Below are 20,249 nucleotides of genomic sequence, written 5' to 3'. Positions count from 1 at the left end.
CGGCGCGCGGGCGTCACTCGACCTTCAGCGTGCGCTCGACCGACAGCCGCCAGTCGGACTGGGCGGCGAGGTCGAGCTGCATCGGCCGGGGTAGCTGGTTGCTGTCGAGCCGGTAGCTGAAGTCGACGTAGTAGTGCTCGCCCGGCTCGATGTCGGCGGCGTCGGCGATCTTCCAGTGCAGCGCACGGGTGGCCACCGCCAGGGCTTCCTGCGCGCTCGCGGCCGTCTGGCTCAGCGCGCCCAGGCTGACCCGCCACGACGAGGTCAGCGGCTGGTACGAGATGCGCCAGGTGCGGGTGGCGCTGGCCACCCGGTCGTCGCGCCAATACCAGCGGGGCCGGTAGACATTGGCCTGGGCGACGAAATACAGCGGCACGCCGCGCTGCATCGCGTCCTCCACCGCCCGGCTCAGGATCGGGCGCACCGTGAAGTCGAGCACCAGGCCGCCCTCCTGCCGCGTCACGTCCAGCAACGGCAACTCGATGCCCTGGGCCCGCGCCAGCGCGCCCGTCAGCAGGCCCGCCACCGCGGCCAGGCACAGCAGCGCCCGCCGCACCCGATGCAACGGACGTCCCACGAGCAGGCTTGGAAACGGCAGGGCGAAACGGCTCACGTCCGAGGGTCGGGCTGGTGCAACAAGGCGTAATAGAAGCCGTCGGCCAGCGGGGCCTCGGGCAAGGTCTGGGGATTGTCGGCCACCGGCAGCAGATGACCGGGGGAGTCCGGGTCCAGACGGACCCGATCCGAGCCTTGCCGTTGCAAAAACGCGTCGATCTGCTGCGCCCCCTCGGCCTTGAAGATCGAGCAGGTGGCGTAGAGCAGCCGCCCACCGGGCTTGAGCAGCGGCCACAACGCATCGAGCAGCGCCGCCTGGATCTGGACCAGCGCGCCGATGTCCTCGGGCCGGCGCAGCCAGCGGATGTCCGGGTGGCGGCGCACGATGCCCGACGCGCTGCAGGGCGCGTCGAGCAAGATCGCGTCGAAGGGCTCGCCGTCCCACCAGTCGCGGGTCTGCCGGGCGTCGGCCACCCGGGTGCGCGCGTGCAGCCCCAGTCGCTGCAAGGTGTCGGTCACCCGCTGCAGGCGCTGCGGGTCGGTGTCCAGCGCCAGCAGGTCCAGCTCCGCCAGCTCCAGCAGGTGCGCCGTCTTGCCGCCCGGTGCCGCGCAGGCATCGAGCACCTTGGCGCCAGGCGGCAGGCCTCCCCCCAGCAGCAGCGGCGCGGCACGCTGGGCCGACACGTCCTGCACCGAGACCTCGCCTTGCGCGAAGCCCGGCAAGCGCTCGACCGGGCAAGGCGCGTCCAGCACGATGGCCTGCGCGACCCCCGGCACCGGGTGGCCGGCGAGGCCTGCTGCCTGCAGCTGCGCCAGATAGGCCTCGACCGTGCTGCGGCGGGCGTTGACCCGCAGCGCCATCGGCGGATGGCGCTGGGCCTCGGTCAGCAGCGGCTGCCATTGGCCGGGCCAGTCGCGGCGCACCCGCTCGACCCACCAGGCCGGGTGGTTCCAGGCGCCCAGCGGGGTGCGCCCGGCCTGTTCGACCAGGGCCGCGCGTTCGCGGATGAAGCGCCGCAGCACCGCATTCAGAAAGCCGGACGCCGCCGGTGTCCGGCGCCGTGCCGCGGTCACGGCCTGGTCGACCAACGTGTGGTCGGTGTAGGGCGGCGACTCGTCGGGCCACAGCAGGGCGACCGCCGTCACCAGCAAGGCGTCCACCAGCGGCGGCGGTGGACGCGGCGCCAGCACGTCGCGCACCGCGCTGGCGCTGCCCAGCCGGCGCAGCACCGTGAAGGCCAGCGCCTGGGTGCCGGGGCGCAAGGCGGCCGGCACCTGTGCCAGCACGTCGGTCAGCGAACGGCCGGCGCGCACCGCGGCCACGGCGTCGGCGGTGGATTCGAGCAGCCGCGACAGCGGCGGCGAGGTGGCTGGATTCATCACCCTGCCGAGTCTAACCACCCTGCCCGTGCGGGCATCGCCGCGGTCCACGACAATGCAGCGACCCCAAGACATCGCTGCCAGGAGGCACGGCATGGCCCAGCACACGACCCACCCGCGCGGCACGCCGCCGGCGCTGATCCTCGACGAGGACGACCTGGCGCGGCTGCCGGCGTCCGAGCGCATCCGCTACCGGCTGGTGGGCGCCGACCGCCGGTACCACGCCAACGACAACATCGCCGAATTCCTTCGCGCCGGCGAACTCGACGAGCTCAAGGCCGAGGTGCAGGCCAAGATGGCCGACGTGCTCAAGGCCTTGGTGATCGACACCGACAGCGACCACAACACCCAGGACACGGCCCAGCGGGTGGCCAAGATGTTCATCGAGGAGGTGTTCCGCGGCCGCTACCAGCCGATGCCCGACGTGACCGAGTTCCCGAACATCTCGCGTCTGAACGAGTTGATGATCGTCGGCCCGGTCACGGTGCGCAGCGCCTGCTCGCACCACATGTGCCCGATCATCGGCAAGCTGTGGATCGGCGTGCTGCCCAACGAGCACTCGAACCTGATCGGCCTGTCGAAATACGCCCGCATCGCCGACTGGATCATGACCCGGCCGCAGATCCAGGAAGAGGCCGTGATCATGCTGGCCGACGTGCTGCAGGACCGGGTCAAGCCCGACGGGCTGGCGATCGTGATGGAGGCCGACCACTTCTGCATGCGCTGGCGCGGCGTCAAGGACAACGACTCGGCGATGACCAACAGCGTGATGCGAGGCGCCTTCCTGAAGGATCCCAACCTGCGGCGCGAATTCCTCTCGCTGCTGTCGAAGAAGAACTGAGGTTTCCATGCTGGTTCGCCTGATGTACGCGAGCCGGGCCGCGAGCCCGGTCGACCCCGAGGAGCTGAGCGCGATCCTGCGGCAGTCCAAGGCCCGCAACCCCGAGGCCGGCATCACCGGCGTGCTGTGCTGGTCCGGCGGCCACTTCATCCAGGTGCTGGAAGGCGGCCGCGCGGCGATCAACGCGCTGTACCACCGGATCGCGGCCGACCCGCGCCACACCGACGTGACCTTGCTGACCTACGAAGAGATCGCCGAACGCCGCTTCGCCGGCTGGTCCATGGGCCAGGTCAACCTGACCCGGCTGAACCCGGCGGTGCTGCTGAAGTATTCGGAAACCGCCACGCTCGACCCGTACGCCGTCTCGGGGGCCGCCACGGCGGCGATGTTCGAAGAGCTGGTCGCCACCGCGGCGATCGTCGGCCAGGGCTGATGCGCCCCGCACTCAGACCCGCGCGGTCGCCTTGAAGCCGAACAGCGGCGTCAGCAGCCGGGTCGGAAATTCGTCGATCGCCGTGTTGTAGCCGTCGGCGGCCTGGTTGAAGGCCTGGCGGGCATAGGACAGGCGCGGCGCCAGTTCGGCGAGCTGCGCCAGCAGCGGCGCGACGGCGTCGCTGCCCGCCAGTTCGGCGTGCTGCTCCACCAACGCCGACAGGCGCGCCATCGGCGAGGCCAGTTCGCCCTCGGCCACCACCCAGGCCTGCAGTGCCGCCGCCGCTGACGGCCGCGCCCGCACCGCCGCGGCGGCCTGCTGCTGGCGCTCCAGCGACTGGCCCAGCGTCTGCAGCGTGGTGGCCTCGGCCGCCATCGGCTCGCGCAGCAGGTCGATCAGCGGCTGCAGCGCCGCGGCGCGGCGGATCAGCACCTCGTCGATCTGGCTCCAGGCCGTCGTCAGGCCGGCGCGATGGCGCAGCAGACGCTGGTAGGCCCCGACCATCCAGAACACCGCCAGCGCGACAGCGCCCGCCCGCGCCAGCCAGGGCCACAGCGTGGGCAGCAGCGGCGCGAGCGTGTCCATCAGCCGGCCGTCCGGCCGCGCGCCAGCCAAGCGGCATGGCCGGCTGCGCGCAGCGCGCAGGCCGGGCAGTGGCCGCAGCCGTAGCCCCAGGGGTGGCGCTGGCCGCGTTCGCCGAGATAGCAGGTGTGGGTGTGTTCGGCGATCAGCGCGTTCAACGCGTCGCCCCCCAGCGCGTGCGACAGGGCCCAGGTGTCGGCCTTGTCGAGGAACATCAGCGGCGTCTCCACCGTCATCCGCGTGTCCAGCCCCAGGCTCAGCGCCACCTGCATCGCCTTGAGCGTGTTGTCGCGGCAATCGGGGTAGCCGGAATAGTCGGTCTCGCACATGCCGCCCACCAGCACGCTGGCGCCTCGCCGGTAGGCCAGCGCCGCGGCGGTGTTCAGGAACAGCAGGTTGCGACCGGGCACGAAGGTGTTGGGCAGGCCGTTGGCCTGCATCTCGATCGCGCGCTCGCTGGTGAGCGCGGTGTCCGAGAGCTGGCTCAGCAGGCGCAGGTCCAGCAGATGATCCTCGCCCAGGCGCTCGCGCCACTGCGGGAACTGCCGCCCCAGTTCGCTGCGCACGGTCTGCCGGCAGTCGAGTTCGATGCGGTGGCGCTGGCCGTAGTCGAAGCCCAGCGTCTCGACGCGCGAAAAGCGCTCGAGCGCCCAGGCCAGGCAGACCGTGGAATCCTGGCCGCCCGAGAACAGCACCAGGGCCGTGGCCTGGCGCGTGCAGAGCCCGGCGCACGCCGACGGCAGATCGGTCACGACCGCACCTCGCCCTGGCCCAGCACCAGCCACTTCAGCGAGGTCAGGCCTTCCAGGCCCACCGGGCCGCGGGCGTGGAACTTGTCGGTGCTGATGCCGATTTCGGCGCCCAGGCCGTACTCGAAGCCATCGGCGAAGCGCGTGCTGGCGTTGACCATCACGCTGGCCGAATCGACCTCGCGCAGGAAGCGCATCGCGTTCGGGTGGTTCGTGGTCAGGATCGCATCGGTGTGGTGAGAGCCATAGCGGTTGATGTGCGCGATCGCCTCGTCCAGGTCCTGCACCCGCTTGATGCTGATCACCGGCGCCAGGTATTCCTCGGACCAGTCGGCCTCGGTCGCGTCCACCAGCCGGGCCCCCGGCACGCCCGCCAGCAGCGCCTTGCTCGCCGCGTCGCAGCGCATCTCCACGCCCTTGGCGGCGAAGATCGCGCCGATGCGCGGCAGGAAGGCCGGCGCGCTGGCAGCATGCACCAGCAGCGACTCGGTGGCGTTGCAGGGGCTGTACTTCTGCGTCTTGGCGTTGTCGGTGACGACCAGCGCCTGTTCGAGATCGACCTCGGCATCGACGTAGGTGTGGCAGTTGCCGTCCAGGTGCTTGATCACCGGCACCCGGGCCTCGGCGCTGATGCGCTCGATCAGACCCTTGCCGCCGCGCGGGATGATCACGTCCACGAACTCCGGCATCGCGATCAGCCGGCCCACGGCGGCGCGGTCGGTGGTTTCCACCATCTGCACCGCCTCGGGCGGCAGGCCGGCGACGCCCAGCGCCTGCTGCACCAGCGTCCACAGCGCGAGGTTGGAATGGATCGCCTCCGAACCGCCGCGCAGGATGCAGGCGTTGCCGCTCTTGATCGCCAGCGAGGCGGCTTCGATCGTGACGTTCGGGCGGCTCTCGAAGATCATGCCGAACACCCCCAGCGGCACCCGCATCTGACCCACGCTGATGCCGCTGGGCTGGCGCTTGACGCCGCTGATCTCGCCCACCGGGTCGGGCATGGCGGCCAGTTGCTCGCAGCCCTGCGCCACCGTCTCGATGACCTTGGGCGTCAGGCGCAGGCGATCGACCATCGGCGCGGCCAGACCGGCGGCCTCGGCGGCCGCGATGTCGCGCGCATTGGCCTCGGCCAGGTGGGTGCCGGCCTGGCGCAGCCGGCGTGCCAATTCGGTCAGCGCCGCGTTCTTGTCGCGGGTGCTGGCGCGGGCCATCCAGGTGGCCGCGGCACGGGCCTGGGCGCCCAGGTGGGCCATGTAGGCGGGAATGTCGTGTGGCGTCATGCACGGATTGTCCCAAAAACACCCGGCCGCCGTGCCGGCCCGGTGGACCGCGCCAGACAATTCCGCGGTCATCACGAAGGAGAGACGCCCATGCCCTACCGCCCCCCACCGCTGCTGGCCGCCGCGCTGATGCTGGTCGCGGGCCTGTTCGGCGGCTGCGACGAGCAGCGCGCCGCCAAGCTCGAAGAAGGCTGGTCGACCGAGGCCGACGTGCGCCAGCAGTTCGGCGAGCCGGCCCAGATCGTCGAGCACGCCGACGGCAGCAAGCGGCTGGACTATCCGCGCCAGCCCGAGGGCTGGACGAACTACGCGATCGAGATCGGTGCCGACGGCAAGATGAGCTCGCTGCGCCAGTTGCTCAACCCCGAGAATTTCGCCCGCGTGCAGGCCGGCCTGGGCCAGGAAGAGGTGCGCACGCTGCTGGGCCGGCCGGCCAAGGTCTGGCGCTTCCCGACCCGGCCCGACGAGGAGATCTGGGACTGGCACTTCCAGGACGGCCAGGCGAAGAAGGACTTCAGCGTCACCTTCGGTCCGGCGCGCACGGTCACCCGCACCGCCATCACCGACGACCCCCGCGGCGACAGCAGCGGCCACTGAGCCGTGTCGGCACCGGCCGCTCAGCGCCGGCCGTAGGTCACGACGAAGCTGGCCTCGTCGAGCTGGTTGGAGCGGATCGTCGCGCTGACCCAGGCCGGACCGGCCTGGGCCGGCACGTAGAGCTGCTCCACCTTCATCGCGTGGACGCTGAAGATGTAGCGGTGCGGCTGGTCGCCGCGCGGCGGACACGCGCCGCCGTATCCCGGCACGCCGAAGTTGGTGCTGCTCTGCACGCTGCCGGCCGGCAGGCCACGGCCGTCCGGCGTGCCCGCCCCCTGTGCCAGGCCGGTGGTGCCGCCCGGCAGGTTGAACACCAGCCAGTGCCACCAGCCGGCGCCGCCCGCGGCGTCAGGGTCGAACACGGTGACCGCGAAACTGCGCGTGCCCGCCGGCGCCCCCGACCAGGCCAGCGCCGGCGACAGGTTGCCGCCGGCGCAGCCCAGCCCGCTGTAGACCTGGGCCGTCGGCAGGCTGCCGCCCGCCGCCAGCCCGGGACTGGACAGCTGGAACAGGCCGGTGGCCCAGGCGGCCTGGGTCGCCGCCAGCAGCACGCCGGCGCCCAACGCCCGCCGGACCGGTTCGAATCGCCGCATCGCAGGTCCTTTCGTCGATGATATGGCACCGATCAGCCGCGGACGGACCGCCCGCCGCGTCACTCGGCCGCGGCGGTCTTTTTCGCCGCGGCCTTCTTGGCCGGCACCTTGGCGGCGCGCGGCTCGAATTCGAAGCCGACCTTGCCTTCCTTCTTGTCCCAGGCCAGGAAGGCCTTGAACTTTCGCTTGGTCTTGTTCGAGACGAAGTTCTCCAGCAGGTCGGTCTTGCCGGTGGTCAGCAGCTTGTGCACCTGGGCATGGTCCACCGGCTGGGTCAGGATGATCTTGCCGGTCTTGAAGTCGCAGGTGACGTGCGCGCCCACCGCGTGCTCGCAGACGTAGTTCGTGCCGTGCTCGTAGACGTGGCCCTGGCACTTGGGGCAGGCGCCCAGGCTGTGCTGGCCCGAGAAGTCCACCGGTGCGCCATCCTCGGCCTGCTTGGCGTCTTCGCCGAAGTCGAACTCCAGCTTCCAGTTGGCGATCTCGTCGTCGAACACCAGCCGCAGTTCGGCCGTGAACGGCCAGCCCGCCTTGGAGCGGAAGCCTTCGAGCGGACCGATCTTCTTGTCGGCCAGGAAGCGCTCGACCTCATGCAGTTCGAAGCTGCGCCCGGCCGGGCTCTTGGTGATGCTGAAACCGCAGCCCTCCGACTCCGAGCCCCCAGCGGCCGGCGTACCGGCACCGCCCCCCGTGCAGGTGAAGCGGCGGTAGTTTTCCTTGACCACGCCGCCGCATTTGGGGCACGGCGCCTTCAGCGTCGCGTAGTCGCCGGGAATCGTGTCGCGGTCGTATTCCTTGGCCTTGCGCACGATGCGCTCGGCCATCTTGGCGATCTCGGTCATGAACGCGTCGCGGCTGAGGCGACCGTGCTCCATCTCGGCCAGCTGGTATTCCCAGTTGCCGGTCAGCTCGGGCTTGGTCAGGTCCTCGACGCCCAGGCCGCGCAGCAGCGTCATCAGCTGGAAGGCCTTGGCCGTGGGCATCAGCTCGCGGCCCTCGCGCAGCATGTACTTTTCCAGGATCAGGCCTTCGATCACCTGCGCCCGCGTGGCCGGCGTGCCCAGGCCCTTCTCGGCCATCGCCTCGCGGAACTCCTCGTCGTCGATCAGCTTGCCGGCGCCTTCCATCGCGCTCAGCAAGGTGGCTTCGGTGTAGCGCGCCGGGGGCTTGGTGCGCAGCGCGGCCAGCGAGACCCCCTCGTTGCTCACCGTCTCGCCGGGCTGCACCGGCACCAGGTTGGCGTCCTCGTCCTGCACCTCCTTGCCGTAGACCGCCAGCCAGCCCGGGTTCACCAGCACCTTGCCGTTGGTCTGGAAGTGGTGCGTGGCGCCCTGGGCCGCGACCTTGGTGATGCGCGTGGTGACCATGAACTCGGCCGCCGGATAGAACACCGCGATGAAGCGCTTGACCACCATGTCGTAGAGCTTGGCCTCGGCCTCAGAGAGGCTGCGTGGCGCCTGCAGCGTCGGGATGATGGCGAAGTGGTCCGAAACCTTGGTGTTGTCGAAGACCCGCTTGACCGGCTTGACGTAGCCCTCCTTCAGCCCCTTGGCCGCATGCTGGGCCAGCGCCTTGAGGGGGCCCGGCAATTCCTCCTCGGCAATCATCTGAAAGGTCTGCTTGACCGTCGGCAGGTAGTCCTCCGGCAGCGCGCGCGAATCGGTCCGCGGGTAGGTCAGCACCTTGTGCTTCTCGTACAGCGCCTGGGCCAGGCTCAGCGTGGTCTTGGCGGAGAACCCGAAACGCGAATTGGCCTCGCGCTGCAAGGTGGTCAGGTCGTACAGCAGCGGGCTGCTCTGGTTGCTGGGCTTGGCCTCCTCGGTGACCACGCCCGGCTGTCCCTTGACCGCGTCGGCGATGGCCTTGGCCTCGGCCTCGTTCCACAGCCGGTCGGCGCGACGGTCGGCGTCCTCGTTCTTCTTGAACGCCGGGTCGAACCACTTGCCGTCGTAGTCGCCGGCCGCGGCGCCGAAGCCGGCCTTGATCTCCCAGTAGTCGCGCGGCACGTGTTTACGAATCTTTTCTTCGCGCTCGACGACGATGGACAGCGTCGGCGTCTGCACCCGGCCGACGGTGGTCAGGAAGAAGCCGCCGTCGCGCGAGTTGAAGGCCGTCATCGCCCGCGTGCCGTTGATGCCCACCAGCCAGTCGGCCTCCGAGCGGCTGCGCGCCGCGTCGGCCAGGCCCAGCATCTGCTCGTCGCTGCGCAGTTTGTCGAAGCCGTCGCGGATCGCCTGCGGCGTCATGCTCTGCAGCCACAGGCGGCGTACCGGCTTGGCGATCGGCGCCTTGGCGCCCGCCGCGTACTGCACGATCAGCCGGAAGATCAGTTCGCCCTCGCGGCCCGCGTCGCAGGCGTTGATCAGCTCGGTCACGTCCTTGCGCTTGACCAGCCGCACCACCGCCGTCAGGCGCGACTTGGCCTTGTCGATCGGCGCCAGGTCGAAATGCGGCGGCACCACCGGCAGGTGGGCGAAGCTCCACTTGCCGCGCTTGACGTCGTACTCCTCGGGCGCCTTGATCTCCACCAGATGGCCCACCGCCGAGGTGACGATGTACTTCTCGTTCTCGAAGTGGTCCGCCTCTTTCTCGAACTTGCCCGCCACGGGCGTCAGCGCGCGCACGATGTCCTGTGCGACGCTGGGCTTCTCGGCAATGATCAGTGACTTGCTCATGTGATGCTTGGTTCGTTTTCCGGCGAGCCCTTGCGGACCCGTGCCTACAATCGCCCGTCTCTCGCGCGCTTACGCGTACACGCGCACGCGCGCCCATGTTTTCAATGTACCCAATGAAGTCAGCCCCGCAAGCCACTGTCGCCAAAACCTCGCGCGCCCGCCCGCAAGGCCACGGCCGCCGCCTTCAGGTGCGCCGCAGCGGCGTGCATGGCAAGGGCGTGTTCGCCCTGCAGGCGATCGAGCCCGGCGAACGCCTGATCGAATACACCGGCGAGGTCATCGACTGGGACGAGGCGCTGCGCCGCCACCCGCACGACGTGACCCAACCCGACCACACCTTCTACTTCGCGCTGGAGGACGGCCGCTGCATCGACGCGCTCTACGGCGGCAACGCGTCGCGCTGGATCAACCACTCCTGCGACCCGAACTGCGAGGCCACCGAAGACCAGGGTCGGGTCTTCATCGAAGCGCTGCGGGCGATCGCTCCGGGCGAGGAACTGAACTACCACTATGGCCTGACCATCGATGAGCGCCGGACGCCGGCGCTCAAGAAGCGTTACGCCTGCCGTTGCGGTGCGGCGAGTTGCAGCGGTACCATGCTGGACACTCGCCGCCGTCGCTGACATGCCCCTCGCCGAACTGCATACCGAACGCCGCCTGGTCAGCCGGGGCGAGCGCCCTGGCGCGGGCTGGGGCAGCCAGGCGCTGTGGGAAGCCATGCGGCCCTGGTGGCCCGATCTGGCCATCGAGGTCGTCGAGCGGGTCGGTTCGACCAACGTCGAGCTGGTCGAGCGGCTGCGCCAGGCCGCCCGCAACGCCGGCGTGCGCGGCACGCGCGCCGACGATCTTCGCGCCACCCTGCTGGTGGCCGAGCAGCAGACCCAGGGGCGCGGCCGCCTCGGCCGCAGCTGGCTGGCCAGCCCCGGCGCCTCGCTGACCTTCTCGTTCGCCGTGCCGATGCAGCGCCAGGACTGGTCCGGCCTGTCGCTGGCCGTCGGCGTGGCCGTGGCGCGCGCGCTCGACCCGGCCGGCCAGCACCTGCGCCTGAAGTGGCCCAACGATCTCTGGCTTCCCGGCGGCCCGGCCGGCGGGCGCAAGCTCGGCGGCGTGCTGATCGAAAGCATCACCGTCGGCGAGCAGCGGGTGGCGGTGGTCGGCGTCGGGCTGAACGTGCTGCCCCAGACGCCGCTGCCCGACACCGCCTCGATCAGCGAATTCCTGCCGCAAGCCCTGCCGGCATCGGTGCTGGCCCAGGTCGGCCCCAGCCTGGCCCGGGCATTGGCCGATTTCGAGCACGACGGCTTCGCGGCCTTCGGCGACGAATTTGCGGCGCTCGATCTGCTGGCCGGCCAGCCGGTGACCACCACCGACGCCCGTTGTCCGGCCGGCGTGGCATTGGGTGTCGCCGGCGATGGCGCGCTGCGCGTGCTGTACGCCGGTGTCGAGCACCGCATCGTCAGCGGCGAGGTCAGCGTGCGCCCCGCCGCCCCCGGTTCGGCCGCAGGCTGACCGAGGCCGATGCTGCGCAGTCTGGTCGCGGCCCTGTTGCTGGCCAACCTGGTCTGGTGGGGCTGGCACTGGCCGCCGCTGGCGCAGGCGCTGGGCCTGCCGACCCAGACCGAACGCGAACCGCAGCGCCTGGCGCGCCAGGTGCAGGCCGAGCGGGTGCAATTGCTCGGCCCCACCGCACCGCAGGCCGACCCACCGGCCCCGCAGGCGGGTCCGACCGAGGCTGCCTCGGCTGCCTCGGCTGCCGCGTCCACCGCGAACGCGCCCGCCACCTCGACAGCGGCGCCGGCCGCCGCGCCGGTCGTGGCTGCGGCGGCCGCTTCTGCCGCGTCTTCTGCCGCCTCGCCGAGCTGCCTCGAGATCGGGCCGCTGGACGACCCCGGCGCGGCGCAGGCCCGCCTGCGCCTGCTTCAGGCGGGCGTGGCGCCCGACGCCTGGGTCGACATCCGCCGCGAGAAGCCCGGCCAGTTCGCGATCTACATGGGGCGTTTCACCGACATGGCCCAGCTGCAGCGCAAGGCCGACGAGCTGAGCCACCTGGGCATCGCCTACGAGGTGCTGGGCAGCGGCGCCCCGGCCGGCCAGGCGCCCGGACTGATGCTGGGGCGGTTCAGCGAACAGGATCTGGCCCGCCAGCGTCTGCAGCAATTGCAGGCCCGCGGTGTGCACACCGCGCACCTGCTGACCTTGGTGCCGGCCGGCGCCGAGCACCGCCTGCGGCTGGACCGCGCGAGCGAAGCCCAACAGACCCGGCTGCTCAGCGCGTCGGCTGGCGCCTCGGCCCCCGGTTCGGCCTGGCGGCGCTGCAGCGCGCCCTGAGGCTCAGCGCGCCACCGGCAAGGACCGGCGCCGCCGCGGCAGCGCCCACCCGCAGGCCAGCAGGCCCAGCGCCCACAGCGGCGACCACGCGCCGCCGCCGCCACTGCCGCCGGAACCGCTGCTGCCGCCGCCCGCCGCCTGGCCGGTGCCGGCCGGCGCCGCGATGGTCAGCGTCTGCACCGCGCTGGCCTGGCTGCCCAGGTTGTCGGTCACCGTCAGGCGCACCGTGACCTGGCCGGCCGCCGTGGTGCCGAACGTCGCGGTGGCGCCGTTGGTGGCCGACGTGAATGCGGCCCCGGTCGTGCCGGCCGAGGTGATCTCCCACAACCAGGTCGCCACGGTATGTCCGGCCGCCACCAGACTGGACGAGCCGTCGAGCGTCACGCTGTCGCCGGCCCGCGGGCTGGCCGGTGTGACACTGAAGGTCGGCTGCACCTGGTTGGCCGCGGCCGCGGCGGCGACCGCGGCCGCGGCGTTGAGCATGCCGGCACCGCAGGTCGAGGTCGTGCAATAGCACTCGCTGGTCTGTGCCGTGCCGCTGGGCGGCAGGCAGGCCGAGACCCCGGCACCCGCGCCCGTCGACGGGAACGGGCTGGCGGTCCCGGTCAGGGCCGCGGTGACCTGGGCGCTGCTCATCCCGGGGTTGACGCTCAGCATCAACGCCGCGGTGCCGGCCACCTGCGGCGTCGAGAAGCTGGTGCCCAGCGACGGGTGGCTCAGGCCGTCGGTGTACGAGGCGTCGTTGGCCACCGGCGTGGTGGTGCCGGCATTGAAGGTGGTGACGATCGGGTAGAGGCAGGCCCCCGACCCGTTGACGCAGTTGCCGGCCGGCGCGCTGAGCGTGACCGCCGGACCCAGGTCGGAATAGCCGACCTTGGTGCCGGTGTGGCGCAGGCCGCCCACCGTGACGACGCCGCTGCAGTTGCCCGGCGCCCCCACGGCCAGGCCGTCGTTGCCGGCCGCCACGACGACGACCACGCCCCGCGCGGTGAGCGCGTCGATGGTCGCCTGGTAGGCCGACGTGCAGGCGCCGGAGCCGCCCAGGCTCAGGTTCAGCACCCGCGCCGGATGCGGGTTGGTCGGCACGCCCGCCACGGGCAGGCCGGCCGCCCAATTCATGCCGTCGATGATGTCGGAGTCGTAGCCGCCGCATTTGCCCAGCACGCGCACCGGCAGGATCATCGCGCCCGAGGCGATGCCGGCCATGCCCAGGCTGTTGTCGGTGCTGGCGCCGACGATGCCCGAGACCTGGGTGCCGTGCCAGCTGCTGTCACCGATGCAACTGCTGCTGAACAGCGTGGGGTAGTTGTTGACGTCGGCCTGGGTCACCCAGTCGCCGGGGTCGGACGGGTCGGTCGGGTTGTTCGTGCGGCACGAACCGTTGCCAGTGATGCACTGGCCCGCCGCGTTGCCGTCCTGCGCCGTGTTCAGCGAGACCATGTTGTAGCCGGGCAGGAAGCGGCCCGCCAGATCCGGATGGTCCGGCCGCACGCCGGTGTCGATCACCGCCACCACCACCGAAGCGGCCCCCAGCGTGGTATCCCAGGCACCGACGGCATTGATCGCGGCCAGCGGGTTGTCCGTGGGATCGGCAGCGCTGTAGCCGCGCAGATACCACTGGCCCACGGCCGGATAGGGTGAGGCCTGGCCGGCGGCGAACAGCGGATCGTTGGGCAGCTTCGCGGCGACGCGGCGCTCGTCCGGCGCGGCCCATTCCACGTCGGGATCGGCGGCCAGGCGCGCCGCCAGCGCTTCGGAACCCAGGCCGCTGGCGGTCATGACCTGCATCCGCGCGCTCATCGCATGGCCGTCGTGCAGGCTCAGGCCGAGCCGTGCGCCCAGCGCGGCCGCCTGCTGCGGCCCGCCCTCCGGCCGGACCGCCAGCGCCTGCACCAACGCGCTGCCGCTGCGGAACTTCACGATCACCCGGCCCTGGCCGGCACTCGGCTCGACCCGCGTGCTGCGCGCATGGCTGCGCGGGGCGGCGTTGGCATCCGGCATCGCCAACGCACCCAGCGCCAAGGGCAGGCCCAGCGCCATCGCGCCCAGACCCTTGATCCACGCTCGCCACCGACTTGCCATGCCCTGCTCCCCAAAACGCGCCCTGGCCGCTCCGGCCCGCGCGTGATCCCGCCGGCCCAGTCTAGGCCGGTCGCGGTTTCCCGTGTATTGCTATCTGGCTATCGGCCGCCGCCGCACAAACCAAAGCCCGCCGAAGCGGGCCCGTGTGCAGTCTGCCCGACAGCGGCGAGCCGCTGCCGGGGGGCCCGTCACGCCACCGACTTGGAGATCACCCGCGCCATTTCAAGGCACTTGTTCGAGTAACCCCACTCGTTGTCGTACCAGGCCACGACCTTGACGAAGGTCTTGTCCAGCGCAATGCCCGCCTCGGCATCGAACACGCTGGTCATCGCCTCGCCACGGAAATCGGTCGACACCACCTTGTCCTCCGTGTAGCCCAGCACCCCCTTCATCGCCCCTTCCGAGGCCGCCTTCATCGCCGCGCAGATCTCCGCGTAGCTCGCCTCGCTGTTGAGCTCCACCGTCAGGTCCACCACCGACACGTCGCTGGTCGGCACCCGGAAACTCATCCCCGTCAGCTTCTTGTTCAGCTCCGGAATCACCACCCCCACCGCCTTGGCCGCCCCCGTGCTGCTCGGAATGATGTTCTCCAGAATCCCCCGCCCGCCGCGCCAGTCCTTGTTGCTCGGCCCGTCCACCGTCTTCTGCGTCGCCGTCGCCGCGTGCACCGTGGTCATCAGCCCGCGCTTGATCCCGAAGCTGTCGTTGAGCACCTTGGCCACCGGCGCCAGGCAGTTCGTCGTGCACGAGGCGTTCGAGATGATGGCCTGGCCGGCATAGGTCTTGTCGTTCACGCCGTAGACGAACATCGGCGTGTCGTCCTTGCTCGGCGCCGACATGATGACCTTCTTCGCGCCCGCCTTCAGGTGCGCCTCGGCCGTCTCCTTGGTCAGGAACAGGCCGGTCGACTCGATGACGATGTCGGCCCCGACTTCGCCCCAGGCCAGCTCGGCCGGGTTCTTCACCGCCGTCAGCCGGATCTTCTTGCCATGGACCACCAGCGTGTTGCCCTCGACCGAAACCTCGCCCTTGAACCGCCCGTGCACCGAGTCGTACTTCAGCATGTAGGCCAGGTAGTCCGGCTCCAGCAGGTCGTTGATGCCCACGATCTCCACGTCGCTGAAGTTCTGCACCGCCGCGCGGAACACCATCCGGCCGATCCGGCCGAATCCATTGATACCGATCTTGATCGTCATGATCTGTCTACCTTGCTTGATGAAAAAGGGAACGCTTCAAAGGACCGCGGGGGCAAGACCTGCCAGTCTGCCCCCGCGCGAGTTACTTCGCCAGAACTTTCCGCACCGTCAGCACGAGGTTCTCGACGGTGAAACCGAACAGCTTGAACAGCGCCGGCGCCGGGGCCGATTCGCCGTAGCGGTCGAGCCCGATCACCGCGGCGCAACCGTATTTCCACCAGCCGTCGGTGACCCCGGCCTCGATCGCCACGCGCGGCAACTTGGGCGGCAGCACCGCCGTCTTGTAGGCCATGTCCTGGCGGTCGAACACCGTGGTGCTGGGCATCGAGACCACGCGCACCGCGATCTTCTTCTTCGCCAGCTCGGCCTGCGCGTGCAGCGCCAGCTGGACCTCGGAGCCGGTGGCGATGATCACCGCCTTGGCCGGCTTGTTCAGCCCGACCTCGGACGGCTCGGACAACACGTAGGCGCCGCGGGTGATGACGTCGGCATCTTCCTTGGGCAGGTAGGGCAGGTTCTGGCGGCTCAGCAGCAGCGCGCTGGGGCGGTGCTTGTTGGCCAGCGCCATCGTCCAGGCGACGGTGGTTTCGGTGGTGTCGGCCGGACGCCAGACGTCCAGGTTGGGGATCAGCCGCAGCGAGGCCGCGTGCTCGACGCTCTGGTGCGTCGGGCCGTCCTCGCCCAGGCCGATCGAGTCGTGCGTGAAGACGTGGATCACGCGCTGCTTCATCAGCGCCGCCATGCGGATCGCGTTGCGGCTGTAGTCGCTGAAGGTCAGGAACGTGCCGCCGTAGGGGATGAAACCGCCGTGCAGCGCGACGCCGTTCATGATGGCGGCCATGCCGAACTCGCGCACGCCGTAGTTGATGTGGCGGCCGAGGCGGCCCTCGGCGTCGCGCACGACCTGGCCCTGGGCGTCGAAACGCAGCGCCGGCGTGCTCTTGGTGTTGGTCAGGTTGGAGCCGGTCAGGTCGGCCGAGCCGCCCAGCAGTTCGGGCAACTTGGCGGTGAAGTGCTCCAGCGCGATCTGGCTGGCCTTGCGGCTGGCCACTGTCTCGGCCTTGTCGTGGGCGCTGCCCACCGCCTCGACGGCGATCTCGGCGAAGTCGGCCGGCAGCTCGCCCTTCATGCGGCGCACGAATTCCTTCGCCTCGGCCGGGAAGGCCGCGGCGTACGCGGCGAAGCGCTCGTCCCACTCGGCCTGCTCGGCCGCGCCGCGGGCTGTGGCGTCCCAGGCCGCGCGGATCTCCGCCGGAACGGCGAAAGGCTCGGCCGTCCAGCCCAGCGTCTCGCGGGTCAGCCGGATCTCGTCGCCGCCCAGCGGCTCGCCGTGAGCCTTGGCTGTGCCAGCGCGATTGGGCGAGCCCTTGCCGATGGCGGTCTTGCAGATGATCAGCGTGGGCCGGTCGGCGCTGAGCTTGGCCTGGGCGATCGCGGCATCGATCGCGTCCACGTCATGCCCGTCGACCGGGCCGATCACGGCCCAGCCGTAAGCCTCGAAACGGCCGGCGGTGTGGTCGACGAACCAGGGCTTGACCGGGCCGTCGATGCTGATGCCGTTGTCGTCGTACAGCGCGATCAGCTTGTTCAGCTTCCAAGCACCTGCCAGCGCGCAGGCCTCGTGGCTGATGCCTTCCATCAGGCAGCCGTCACCGAGGAAGGCATAGGTATGGTGGTCGACGAGACGGTGGCCCGGACGGTTGAATTCGGCCGCCAGCAGCGTCTCGGCCAGCGCCATGCCGACCGCGTTGGTGATGCCCTGGCCCAGCGGACCGGTGGTGGTCTCGACGCCCGGCGTCACATCGACCTCGGGGTGGCCGGGGGTCAGGCTGTGCAGCTGGCGGAAGTTCTTCAGCTCGGCGATCGGCAGCGCGTAGCCGGTCAGGTTCAGCAGCGCGTACAGCAGCATCGAGGCGTGGCCGTTGCTGAGCACGAAGCGGTCGCGATCGGCCCAGTGCGGATTCTTCGGGTTGTGCTTCAGGTGCCGGGCCCACAGCGCCTGTGCCATGTCGGCCATGCCCATCGGCGCACCCGGATGGCCCGAATTGGCCTGCTGCACGGCGTCCATCGCCAGGGCTCGGATGGCGTCGGCCATCTGCGGAACTTCGTTGGGGGGGGTGTGGGCTGACATGCGGCGAGGAGGCGTAGAGGATCGGCACGGGCCGTGCCAGGCGGAAGCGAACCCCTCCAATTTTAGCGGCCGATCCGGACGCCACCTCGCCCCGCCAAGCCGGGCCCTCGGGGGCCCCGCCGGTCCGCGCGAAGGCCTTGCACATCGGTTGACTCTTGATCCAACTCAAGGCCCGCAAGACGACCGGCGCGCAGGCTGCGAACCAGCTACTTCGGAGAATGACCCATGCGCCCCTTGTCACTGACCGTGATCCGCGATGAACACAGCGCCCTGGCCGCGATGCTGCGCTCGCTGCCGATGCTGCTGGCCCAGGCCCGCCGCGAGAACCATCTGCCCGACTTCGGCGTGCTGCGCGCGATGCTGTTCTACATCGACGAATTTCCCGAGCGCCTGCACCACACCAAGGAAAGCGAACTGCTGTTTCCCAAGCTGCGCGCCCGCGCGCCGGAACTGGTCGACACGCTGGACCGGCTGGACCGCGACCACGCCAGCGGCGAGCGCGCCGTGCGCGAACTGGAGCACCTGATGCTGGCCTTCGAGGTGATGGGCGAGAGCCGTCGCGAGGCCTTCGAGCAGGCCGTGGACCGCTACATCGCCGCCTACCTGCAACACATGGCCACCGAAGAGACCGAGGTGCTGCCGGCCGCCGAAACCCATTTCAGCGCCGCCGACTGGGCCGAGCTCGACGCCGCCTTCGCCGCCAACCAGGACCCGCTGACCGGCCATGAACCCGAGGACGGCTACCGGCCGCTGTTCCGCCAGATCCTGAACCACGCCCCCGCCCCCATCGGACTGGGCTGAGGCCGGACCGAGCAAGCCCCTGCGGGCTTGCGAGTGCCTGCCGAGGCGCCCGGGCATGCAGGCCCGGGCGTGGGGTGCGAAACGCACAGGCCGGACCGAGCAAGCCCCTGCGGGCTTGCGAGTGCCTGCCGAAGCGCCCGGGCATGCAGGCCCGGGCGTGGGGTGCGAACGCACAGGCCGGACCGAGGCGATCGCCAAGCCACGGCTTTTGCACCCGGCGTGGGTGCCCGCGGCGCCCCCTACACTGCCGCCCATGTCCGCCGACCGACCGCCCCCGCGCGCACTGATCCTCGCCGCCGGCCGCGGCGAGCGCATGCGCCCGCTGACCGATGCCTGCCCCAAGCCCTTGCTGACGGTGCACGGCAAACCGCTGATCGAATACCACCTGGAGGCGCTGGCGCGCGCCGGCGTGCGCGAGGTGGTGATCAACACCGCCTGGCTGGAGGAGCAGTTCCCCGCCGTGCTGGGCGATGGCCGCCGCTGGGGTCTGCAACTGCACTACTCGATGGAAGGGCGCGACCACGGCGGCGCGCTGGAGACCGCCGGCGGCATCGCCAAGGCCCTGCCCTGGCTGGCGCCCACCGACCGCGAGGTGTTCTGGGTGGTGTCGGGGGACGTCTACCTGCCCGGTTTCGGTTTCGACCCGCAGGATGCCGCCTCGCTGCTCGTCAGCGACGACTGGGGCCTGCTGTGGCTGGTGCCCAACGCGCCGCACCACCCCCAAGGCGATTTCGGCATCGACCCGCAAGGACTCGCCGTCCACGATGCGCCTCAGAAGTACACCTGGGCCAGCGTCGGACTGTTCCGGGCGACGCTCTTCAGCGATCTCGCCCCCGGCACCCGGCTCGCGCTGCGGCCCCGGCTGGAGGCCGCGATCGCGGCACGACGCCTGCGCGCCCGGTACTGGCCCGGGAGCTGGACCGACGTGGGCACCGCCGAGCGACTGGCCGCGCTGAATCGTTGACGGCCGCGCCGCGCGTCAGTCGGCGAGCGGCGCGGTGATCGCCTCGATCCGCGCCATCACCTCCGGCGTCATCTTCTCGGCCACGGCCACCGCACCCAGGTTGTCGCGCAGTTGATCCAGCCGCGAGGCGCCGGTGATCACGCTGGACACGCGCAGGTTCTGCATCGCCCAGGCCAGCGCGAGCTGCGCGGTGCTGGCCCCCAGCTCGGCGGCGATCGATGCGAGCTGGGCCACCGCCGCGTTCTTGCCGCCGTCGGTGAGTTGTTCGCGCAGAAAGGCCAGCTTGTCCATCGCGCCGCGCGATCCGGCCGGAATGCCGCCGACGTACTTGCCGCTCAGCAGGCCGGAGGCCAGCGGGCTCCAGGTGGTCAGGCCGAGACCGAGGTCGTCGTAGAGGCTGGCGTACTCCTGCTCGACGCGCTGGCGGTGGAACAGGTGGTACTGCGGCTGCTCCACCACCGGCTTGTGCAGGTGGTGGCGGTCGGCCGTTTCCCAAGCGCTGCGGATGTCGGCCGCGCTCCATTCGCTGGTGCCCCAGTACAGCGCCTTGCCCTGCGTGATCATGTCGCTCATCGCGCGCACCGTCTCCTCGATCGGCGTGTGCGGGTCCGGCCGGTGGCAGTAGACCAGGTCGACATGGTCGAGGCCGAAGCGCTTGAGCGAGCCGTCGATGGCCTGCATCAGGTACTTGCGGTTGAGCGTGTCCTTGCGGTTGATCGCATCGCCCTGGCGGTCCAGGCCCCAGAAGAACTTGGTCGAGACGACGTAGTTCAGCCGCGGCCACCCCAGGCGCTTGAGCGCCTGGCCCATGATCACCTCGCTCTGGCCGCCGGCGTAGGCCTCGGCGTTGTCGAAGAAGTTGACGCCGGCCGCGTAGGCGGCGGCCATCATCTCGACCACGGCGTCGACGTCGATCTGCTCGTGGTAGGTGATCCACGAGCCCAGGGACAGCTCGCTCAGCTGCAGGCCGGCACGGCCCAGTCGGCGGTAACGCATGGCGCACTCCTTTTCGTTCGTACATCTTGTGCAACGGCTGCCAGGGTAAGCTGGCGCAGCCCAGCC

General features: G+C 70.6%; 19 protein-coding genes. 8 read left to right on the top strand and 11 right to left on the bottom strand.

The features are described 5' to 3' along the window. Positions 1-13 precede the first annotated feature (13 nt). Positions 14-577, bottom strand: a complete 564-nt coding sequence (locus tag AC0N04_RS08050) for a DUF4390 domain-containing protein (RefSeq protein WP_474280314.1) — start codon at positions 575-577, stop codon at positions 14-16. Positions 578-609: 32 nt separating this feature from the next. Beyond that, positions 610-1,935 carry a 16S rRNA (cytosine(967)-C(5))-methyltransferase RsmB gene (rsmB, locus tag AC0N04_RS08045; RefSeq protein WP_474280312.1) on the bottom strand — a complete coding sequence of 442 codons (1,326 nt, stop codon included), beginning with the start codon at positions 1,933-1,935 and terminating at the stop codon, positions 610-612. Positions 1,936-2,029: 94 nt separating this feature from the next. On the opposite strand from rsmB, the gene folE reads away from it, so the two are divergent. Together folE and AC0N04_RS08035 are read left to right on the top strand one after the other, a co-directional pair. Next, entirely contained in the window at positions 2,030-2,776 is a 747-nt protein-coding gene (folE, locus tag AC0N04_RS08040; protein WP_474280310.1) for a GTP cyclohydrolase I, read from the top strand. A 7-nt stretch (positions 2,777-2,783) separates the two neighbouring features. Then, complete coding sequence (locus AC0N04_RS08035) at positions 2,784-3,209, top strand: BLUF domain-containing protein (protein ID WP_474280308.1); 426 nt, start codon at positions 2,784-2,786, stop codon at positions 3,207-3,209. Positions 3,210-3,221: 12 nt separating this feature from the next. On the opposite strand, the gene AC0N04_RS08030 is transcribed toward AC0N04_RS08035, so the two are convergent. From AC0N04_RS08030 to AC0N04_RS08020, 3 genes are read right to left on the bottom strand one after another with little or no spacing between them, the layout of a single operon-like run. Next, positions 3,222-3,794, bottom strand: a complete 573-nt coding sequence (locus AC0N04_RS08030) for a LemA family protein (protein ID WP_474280306.1) — start codon at positions 3,792-3,794, stop codon at positions 3,222-3,224. Continuing rightward, the gene (gene queC, locus AC0N04_RS08025) at positions 3,794-4,534 is read right to left on the bottom strand and encodes a 7-cyano-7-deazaguanine synthase QueC (RefSeq protein ID WP_474280526.1); all 741 of its coding nucleotides are present in this window, start codon (positions 4,532-4,534) and stop codon (positions 3,794-3,796) included. The genes AC0N04_RS08030 and queC overlap by 1 nt, the downstream gene beginning before the upstream one ends. 5 nt (positions 4,535-4,539) lie before the next feature. Continuing rightward, positions 4,540-5,820 (bottom strand): glutamate-5-semialdehyde dehydrogenase, encoded by a 1,281-nt coding sequence (locus AC0N04_RS08020; protein WP_474280304.1) that lies wholly within the window; start codon positions 5,818-5,820, stop codon positions 4,540-4,542. Positions 5,821-5,910: 90 nt separating this feature from the next. Between AC0N04_RS08020 and AC0N04_RS08015 the strand changes: the two genes are divergently transcribed. Continuing rightward, positions 5,911-6,417 (top strand): outer membrane protein assembly factor BamE, encoded by a 507-nt coding sequence (locus tag AC0N04_RS08015; protein ID WP_474280302.1) that lies wholly within the window; start codon positions 5,911-5,913, stop codon positions 6,415-6,417. A gap of 20 nt (positions 6,418-6,437) precedes the next feature. On the opposite strand, the gene AC0N04_RS08010 is transcribed toward AC0N04_RS08015, so the two are convergent. Both AC0N04_RS08010 and AC0N04_RS08005 read right to left on the bottom strand, forming a co-directional pair. Then, entirely contained in the window at positions 6,438-7,010 is a 573-nt protein-coding gene (locus AC0N04_RS08010; protein WP_474280300.1) for a YbhB/YbcL family Raf kinase inhibitor-like protein, read from the bottom strand. A gap of 59 nt (positions 7,011-7,069) precedes the next feature. Beyond that, a complete protein-coding gene (locus AC0N04_RS08005; RefSeq protein WP_474280298.1) occupies positions 7,070-9,685 on the bottom strand; it encodes a DNA topoisomerase III in 2,616 nt (871 codons plus the stop codon). 113 nt (positions 9,686-9,798) lie between these two features. Here AC0N04_RS08005 and AC0N04_RS08000 point away from each other — a divergent pair, with 113 nt between their 5' ends. Genes AC0N04_RS08000 through AC0N04_RS07990 form a run of 3 tightly spaced genes read left to right on the top strand, consistent with a single transcriptional unit; the run spans position 9,799 to position 12,013 of the window. Then, positions 9,799-10,308, top strand: a complete 510-nt coding sequence (locus AC0N04_RS08000) for an SET domain-containing protein (RefSeq protein ID WP_474280296.1) — start codon at positions 9,799-9,801, stop codon at positions 10,306-10,308. A 1-nt stretch (position 10,309) separates the two neighbouring features. Beyond that, positions 10,310-11,194 carry a biotin--[acetyl-CoA-carboxylase] ligase gene (locus AC0N04_RS07995; protein ID WP_474280294.1) on the top strand — a complete coding sequence of 295 codons (885 nt, stop codon included), beginning with the start codon at positions 10,310-10,312 and terminating at the stop codon, positions 11,192-11,194. Between the two features lie 9 nt (positions 11,195-11,203). Beyond that, positions 11,204-12,013 (top strand): SPOR domain-containing protein, encoded by an 810-nt coding sequence (locus tag AC0N04_RS07990; protein WP_474280293.1) that lies wholly within the window; start codon positions 11,204-11,206, stop codon positions 12,011-12,013. Positions 12,014-12,016: 3 nt separating this feature from the next. Here AC0N04_RS07990 and AC0N04_RS07985 read toward each other — a convergent pair whose 3' ends face one another. The 3 genes from AC0N04_RS07985 to tkt all read right to left on the bottom strand — a co-directional run bounded on the left by AC0N04_RS07985 (position 12,017) and on the right by tkt (position 17,422). Beyond that, positions 12,017-14,095, bottom strand: a complete 2,079-nt coding sequence (locus AC0N04_RS07985) for a S8 family peptidase (RefSeq protein WP_474280291.1) — start codon at positions 14,093-14,095, stop codon at positions 12,017-12,019. A gap of 188 nt (positions 14,096-14,283) precedes the next feature. Next, the gene (gene gap, locus AC0N04_RS07980) at positions 14,284-15,291 is read right to left on the bottom strand and encodes a type I glyceraldehyde-3-phosphate dehydrogenase (protein WP_474280289.1); all 1,008 of its coding nucleotides are present in this window, start codon (positions 15,289-15,291) and stop codon (positions 14,284-14,286) included. An 82-nt stretch (positions 15,292-15,373) separates the two neighbouring features. Further along, positions 15,374-17,422 (bottom strand): transketolase, encoded by a 2,049-nt coding sequence (gene tkt / locus AC0N04_RS07975; protein ID WP_474280287.1) that lies wholly within the window; start codon positions 17,420-17,422, stop codon positions 15,374-15,376. Positions 17,423-17,647: 225 nt separating this feature from the next. On the opposite strand from tkt, the gene AC0N04_RS07970 reads away from it, so the two are divergent. Both AC0N04_RS07970 and murU read left to right on the top strand, forming a co-directional pair. Then, entirely contained in the window at positions 17,648-18,223 is a 576-nt protein-coding gene (locus AC0N04_RS07970; RefSeq protein WP_474280285.1) for a hemerythrin domain-containing protein, read from the top strand. 253 nt (positions 18,224-18,476) lie between these two features. Next, positions 18,477-19,187: an N-acetylmuramate alpha-1-phosphate uridylyltransferase MurU gene (gene murU, locus AC0N04_RS07965; RefSeq protein WP_474280283.1), complete on the top strand. Its 711-nt coding sequence runs from the start codon at positions 18,477-18,479 to the stop codon at positions 19,185-19,187. A 15-nt stretch (positions 19,188-19,202) separates the two neighbouring features. On the opposite strand, the gene AC0N04_RS07960 is transcribed toward murU, so the two are convergent. Further along, positions 19,203-20,183, bottom strand: a complete 981-nt coding sequence (locus AC0N04_RS07960; protein ID WP_474280281.1) for a potassium channel beta subunit family protein — start codon at positions 20,181-20,183, stop codon at positions 19,203-19,205. Positions 20,184-20,249 lie beyond the last annotated feature (66 nt).

The organism is Ideonella sp. sgz306126, from assembly GCF_056032705.1.
The sequence above is the reverse complement of the archived record's forward strand: the minus strand, read 5'-3'. Positions and strand labels throughout refer to the sequence as shown.

Excerpts from the sequence above, each read along its gene's own strand:
- rsmB (WP_474280312.1), bottom strand. The coding sequence starts at position 1,935 with ATGAATCCAGCCACCTCGCCGCCGCTGTCGCGGCTGCTCGAATCCACC.
- folE (WP_474280310.1), top strand. The coding sequence starts at position 2,030 with ATGGCCCAGCACACGACCCACCCGCGCGGCACGCCGCCGGCGCTGATC.
- AC0N04_RS08035 (WP_474280308.1), top strand. The coding sequence starts at position 2,784 with ATGCTGGTTCGCCTGATGTACGCGAGCCGGGCCGCGAGCCCGGTCGAC.
- AC0N04_RS08030 (WP_474280306.1), bottom strand. The coding sequence starts at position 3,794 with ATGGACACGCTCGCGCCGCTGCTGCCCACGCTGTGGCCCTGGCTGGCG.
- AC0N04_RS08020 (WP_474280304.1), bottom strand. The coding sequence starts at position 5,820 with ATGACGCCACACGACATTCCCGCCTACATGGCCCACCTGGGCGCCCAG.
- AC0N04_RS08015 (WP_474280302.1), top strand. The coding sequence starts at position 5,911 with ATGCCCTACCGCCCCCCACCGCTGCTGGCCGCCGCGCTGATGCTGGTC.
- AC0N04_RS08010 (WP_474280300.1), bottom strand. The coding sequence starts at position 7,010 with ATGCGGCGATTCGAACCGGTCCGGCGGGCGTTGGGCGCCGGCGTGCTG.
- AC0N04_RS08005 (WP_474280298.1), bottom strand. The coding sequence starts at position 9,685 with ATGAGCAAGTCACTGATCATTGCCGAGAAGCCCAGCGTCGCACAGGAC.
- AC0N04_RS08000 (WP_474280296.1), top strand. The coding sequence starts at position 9,799 with ATGAAGTCAGCCCCGCAAGCCACTGTCGCCAAAACCTCGCGCGCCCGC.
- AC0N04_RS07995 (WP_474280294.1), top strand. The coding sequence starts at position 10,310 with ATGCCCCTCGCCGAACTGCATACCGAACGCCGCCTGGTCAGCCGGGGC.
- AC0N04_RS07990 (WP_474280293.1), top strand. The coding sequence starts at position 11,204 with ATGCTGCGCAGTCTGGTCGCGGCCCTGTTGCTGGCCAACCTGGTCTGG.
- AC0N04_RS07985 (WP_474280291.1), bottom strand. The coding sequence starts at position 14,095 with ATGGCAAGTCGGTGGCGAGCGTGGATCAAGGGTCTGGGCGCGATGGCG.
- gap (WP_474280289.1), bottom strand. The coding sequence starts at position 15,291 with ATGACGATCAAGATCGGTATCAATGGATTCGGCCGGATCGGCCGGATG.
- tkt (WP_474280287.1), bottom strand. The coding sequence starts at position 17,422 with ATGTCAGCCCACACCCCCCCCAACGAAGTTCCGCAGATGGCCGACGCC.
- AC0N04_RS07970 (WP_474280285.1), top strand. The coding sequence starts at position 17,648 with ATGCGCCCCTTGTCACTGACCGTGATCCGCGATGAACACAGCGCCCTG.
- murU (WP_474280283.1), top strand. The coding sequence starts at position 18,477 with ATGTCCGCCGACCGACCGCCCCCGCGCGCACTGATCCTCGCCGCCGGC.
- AC0N04_RS07960 (WP_474280281.1), bottom strand. The coding sequence starts at position 20,183 with ATGCGTTACCGCCGACTGGGCCGTGCCGGCCTGCAGCTGAGCGAGCTG.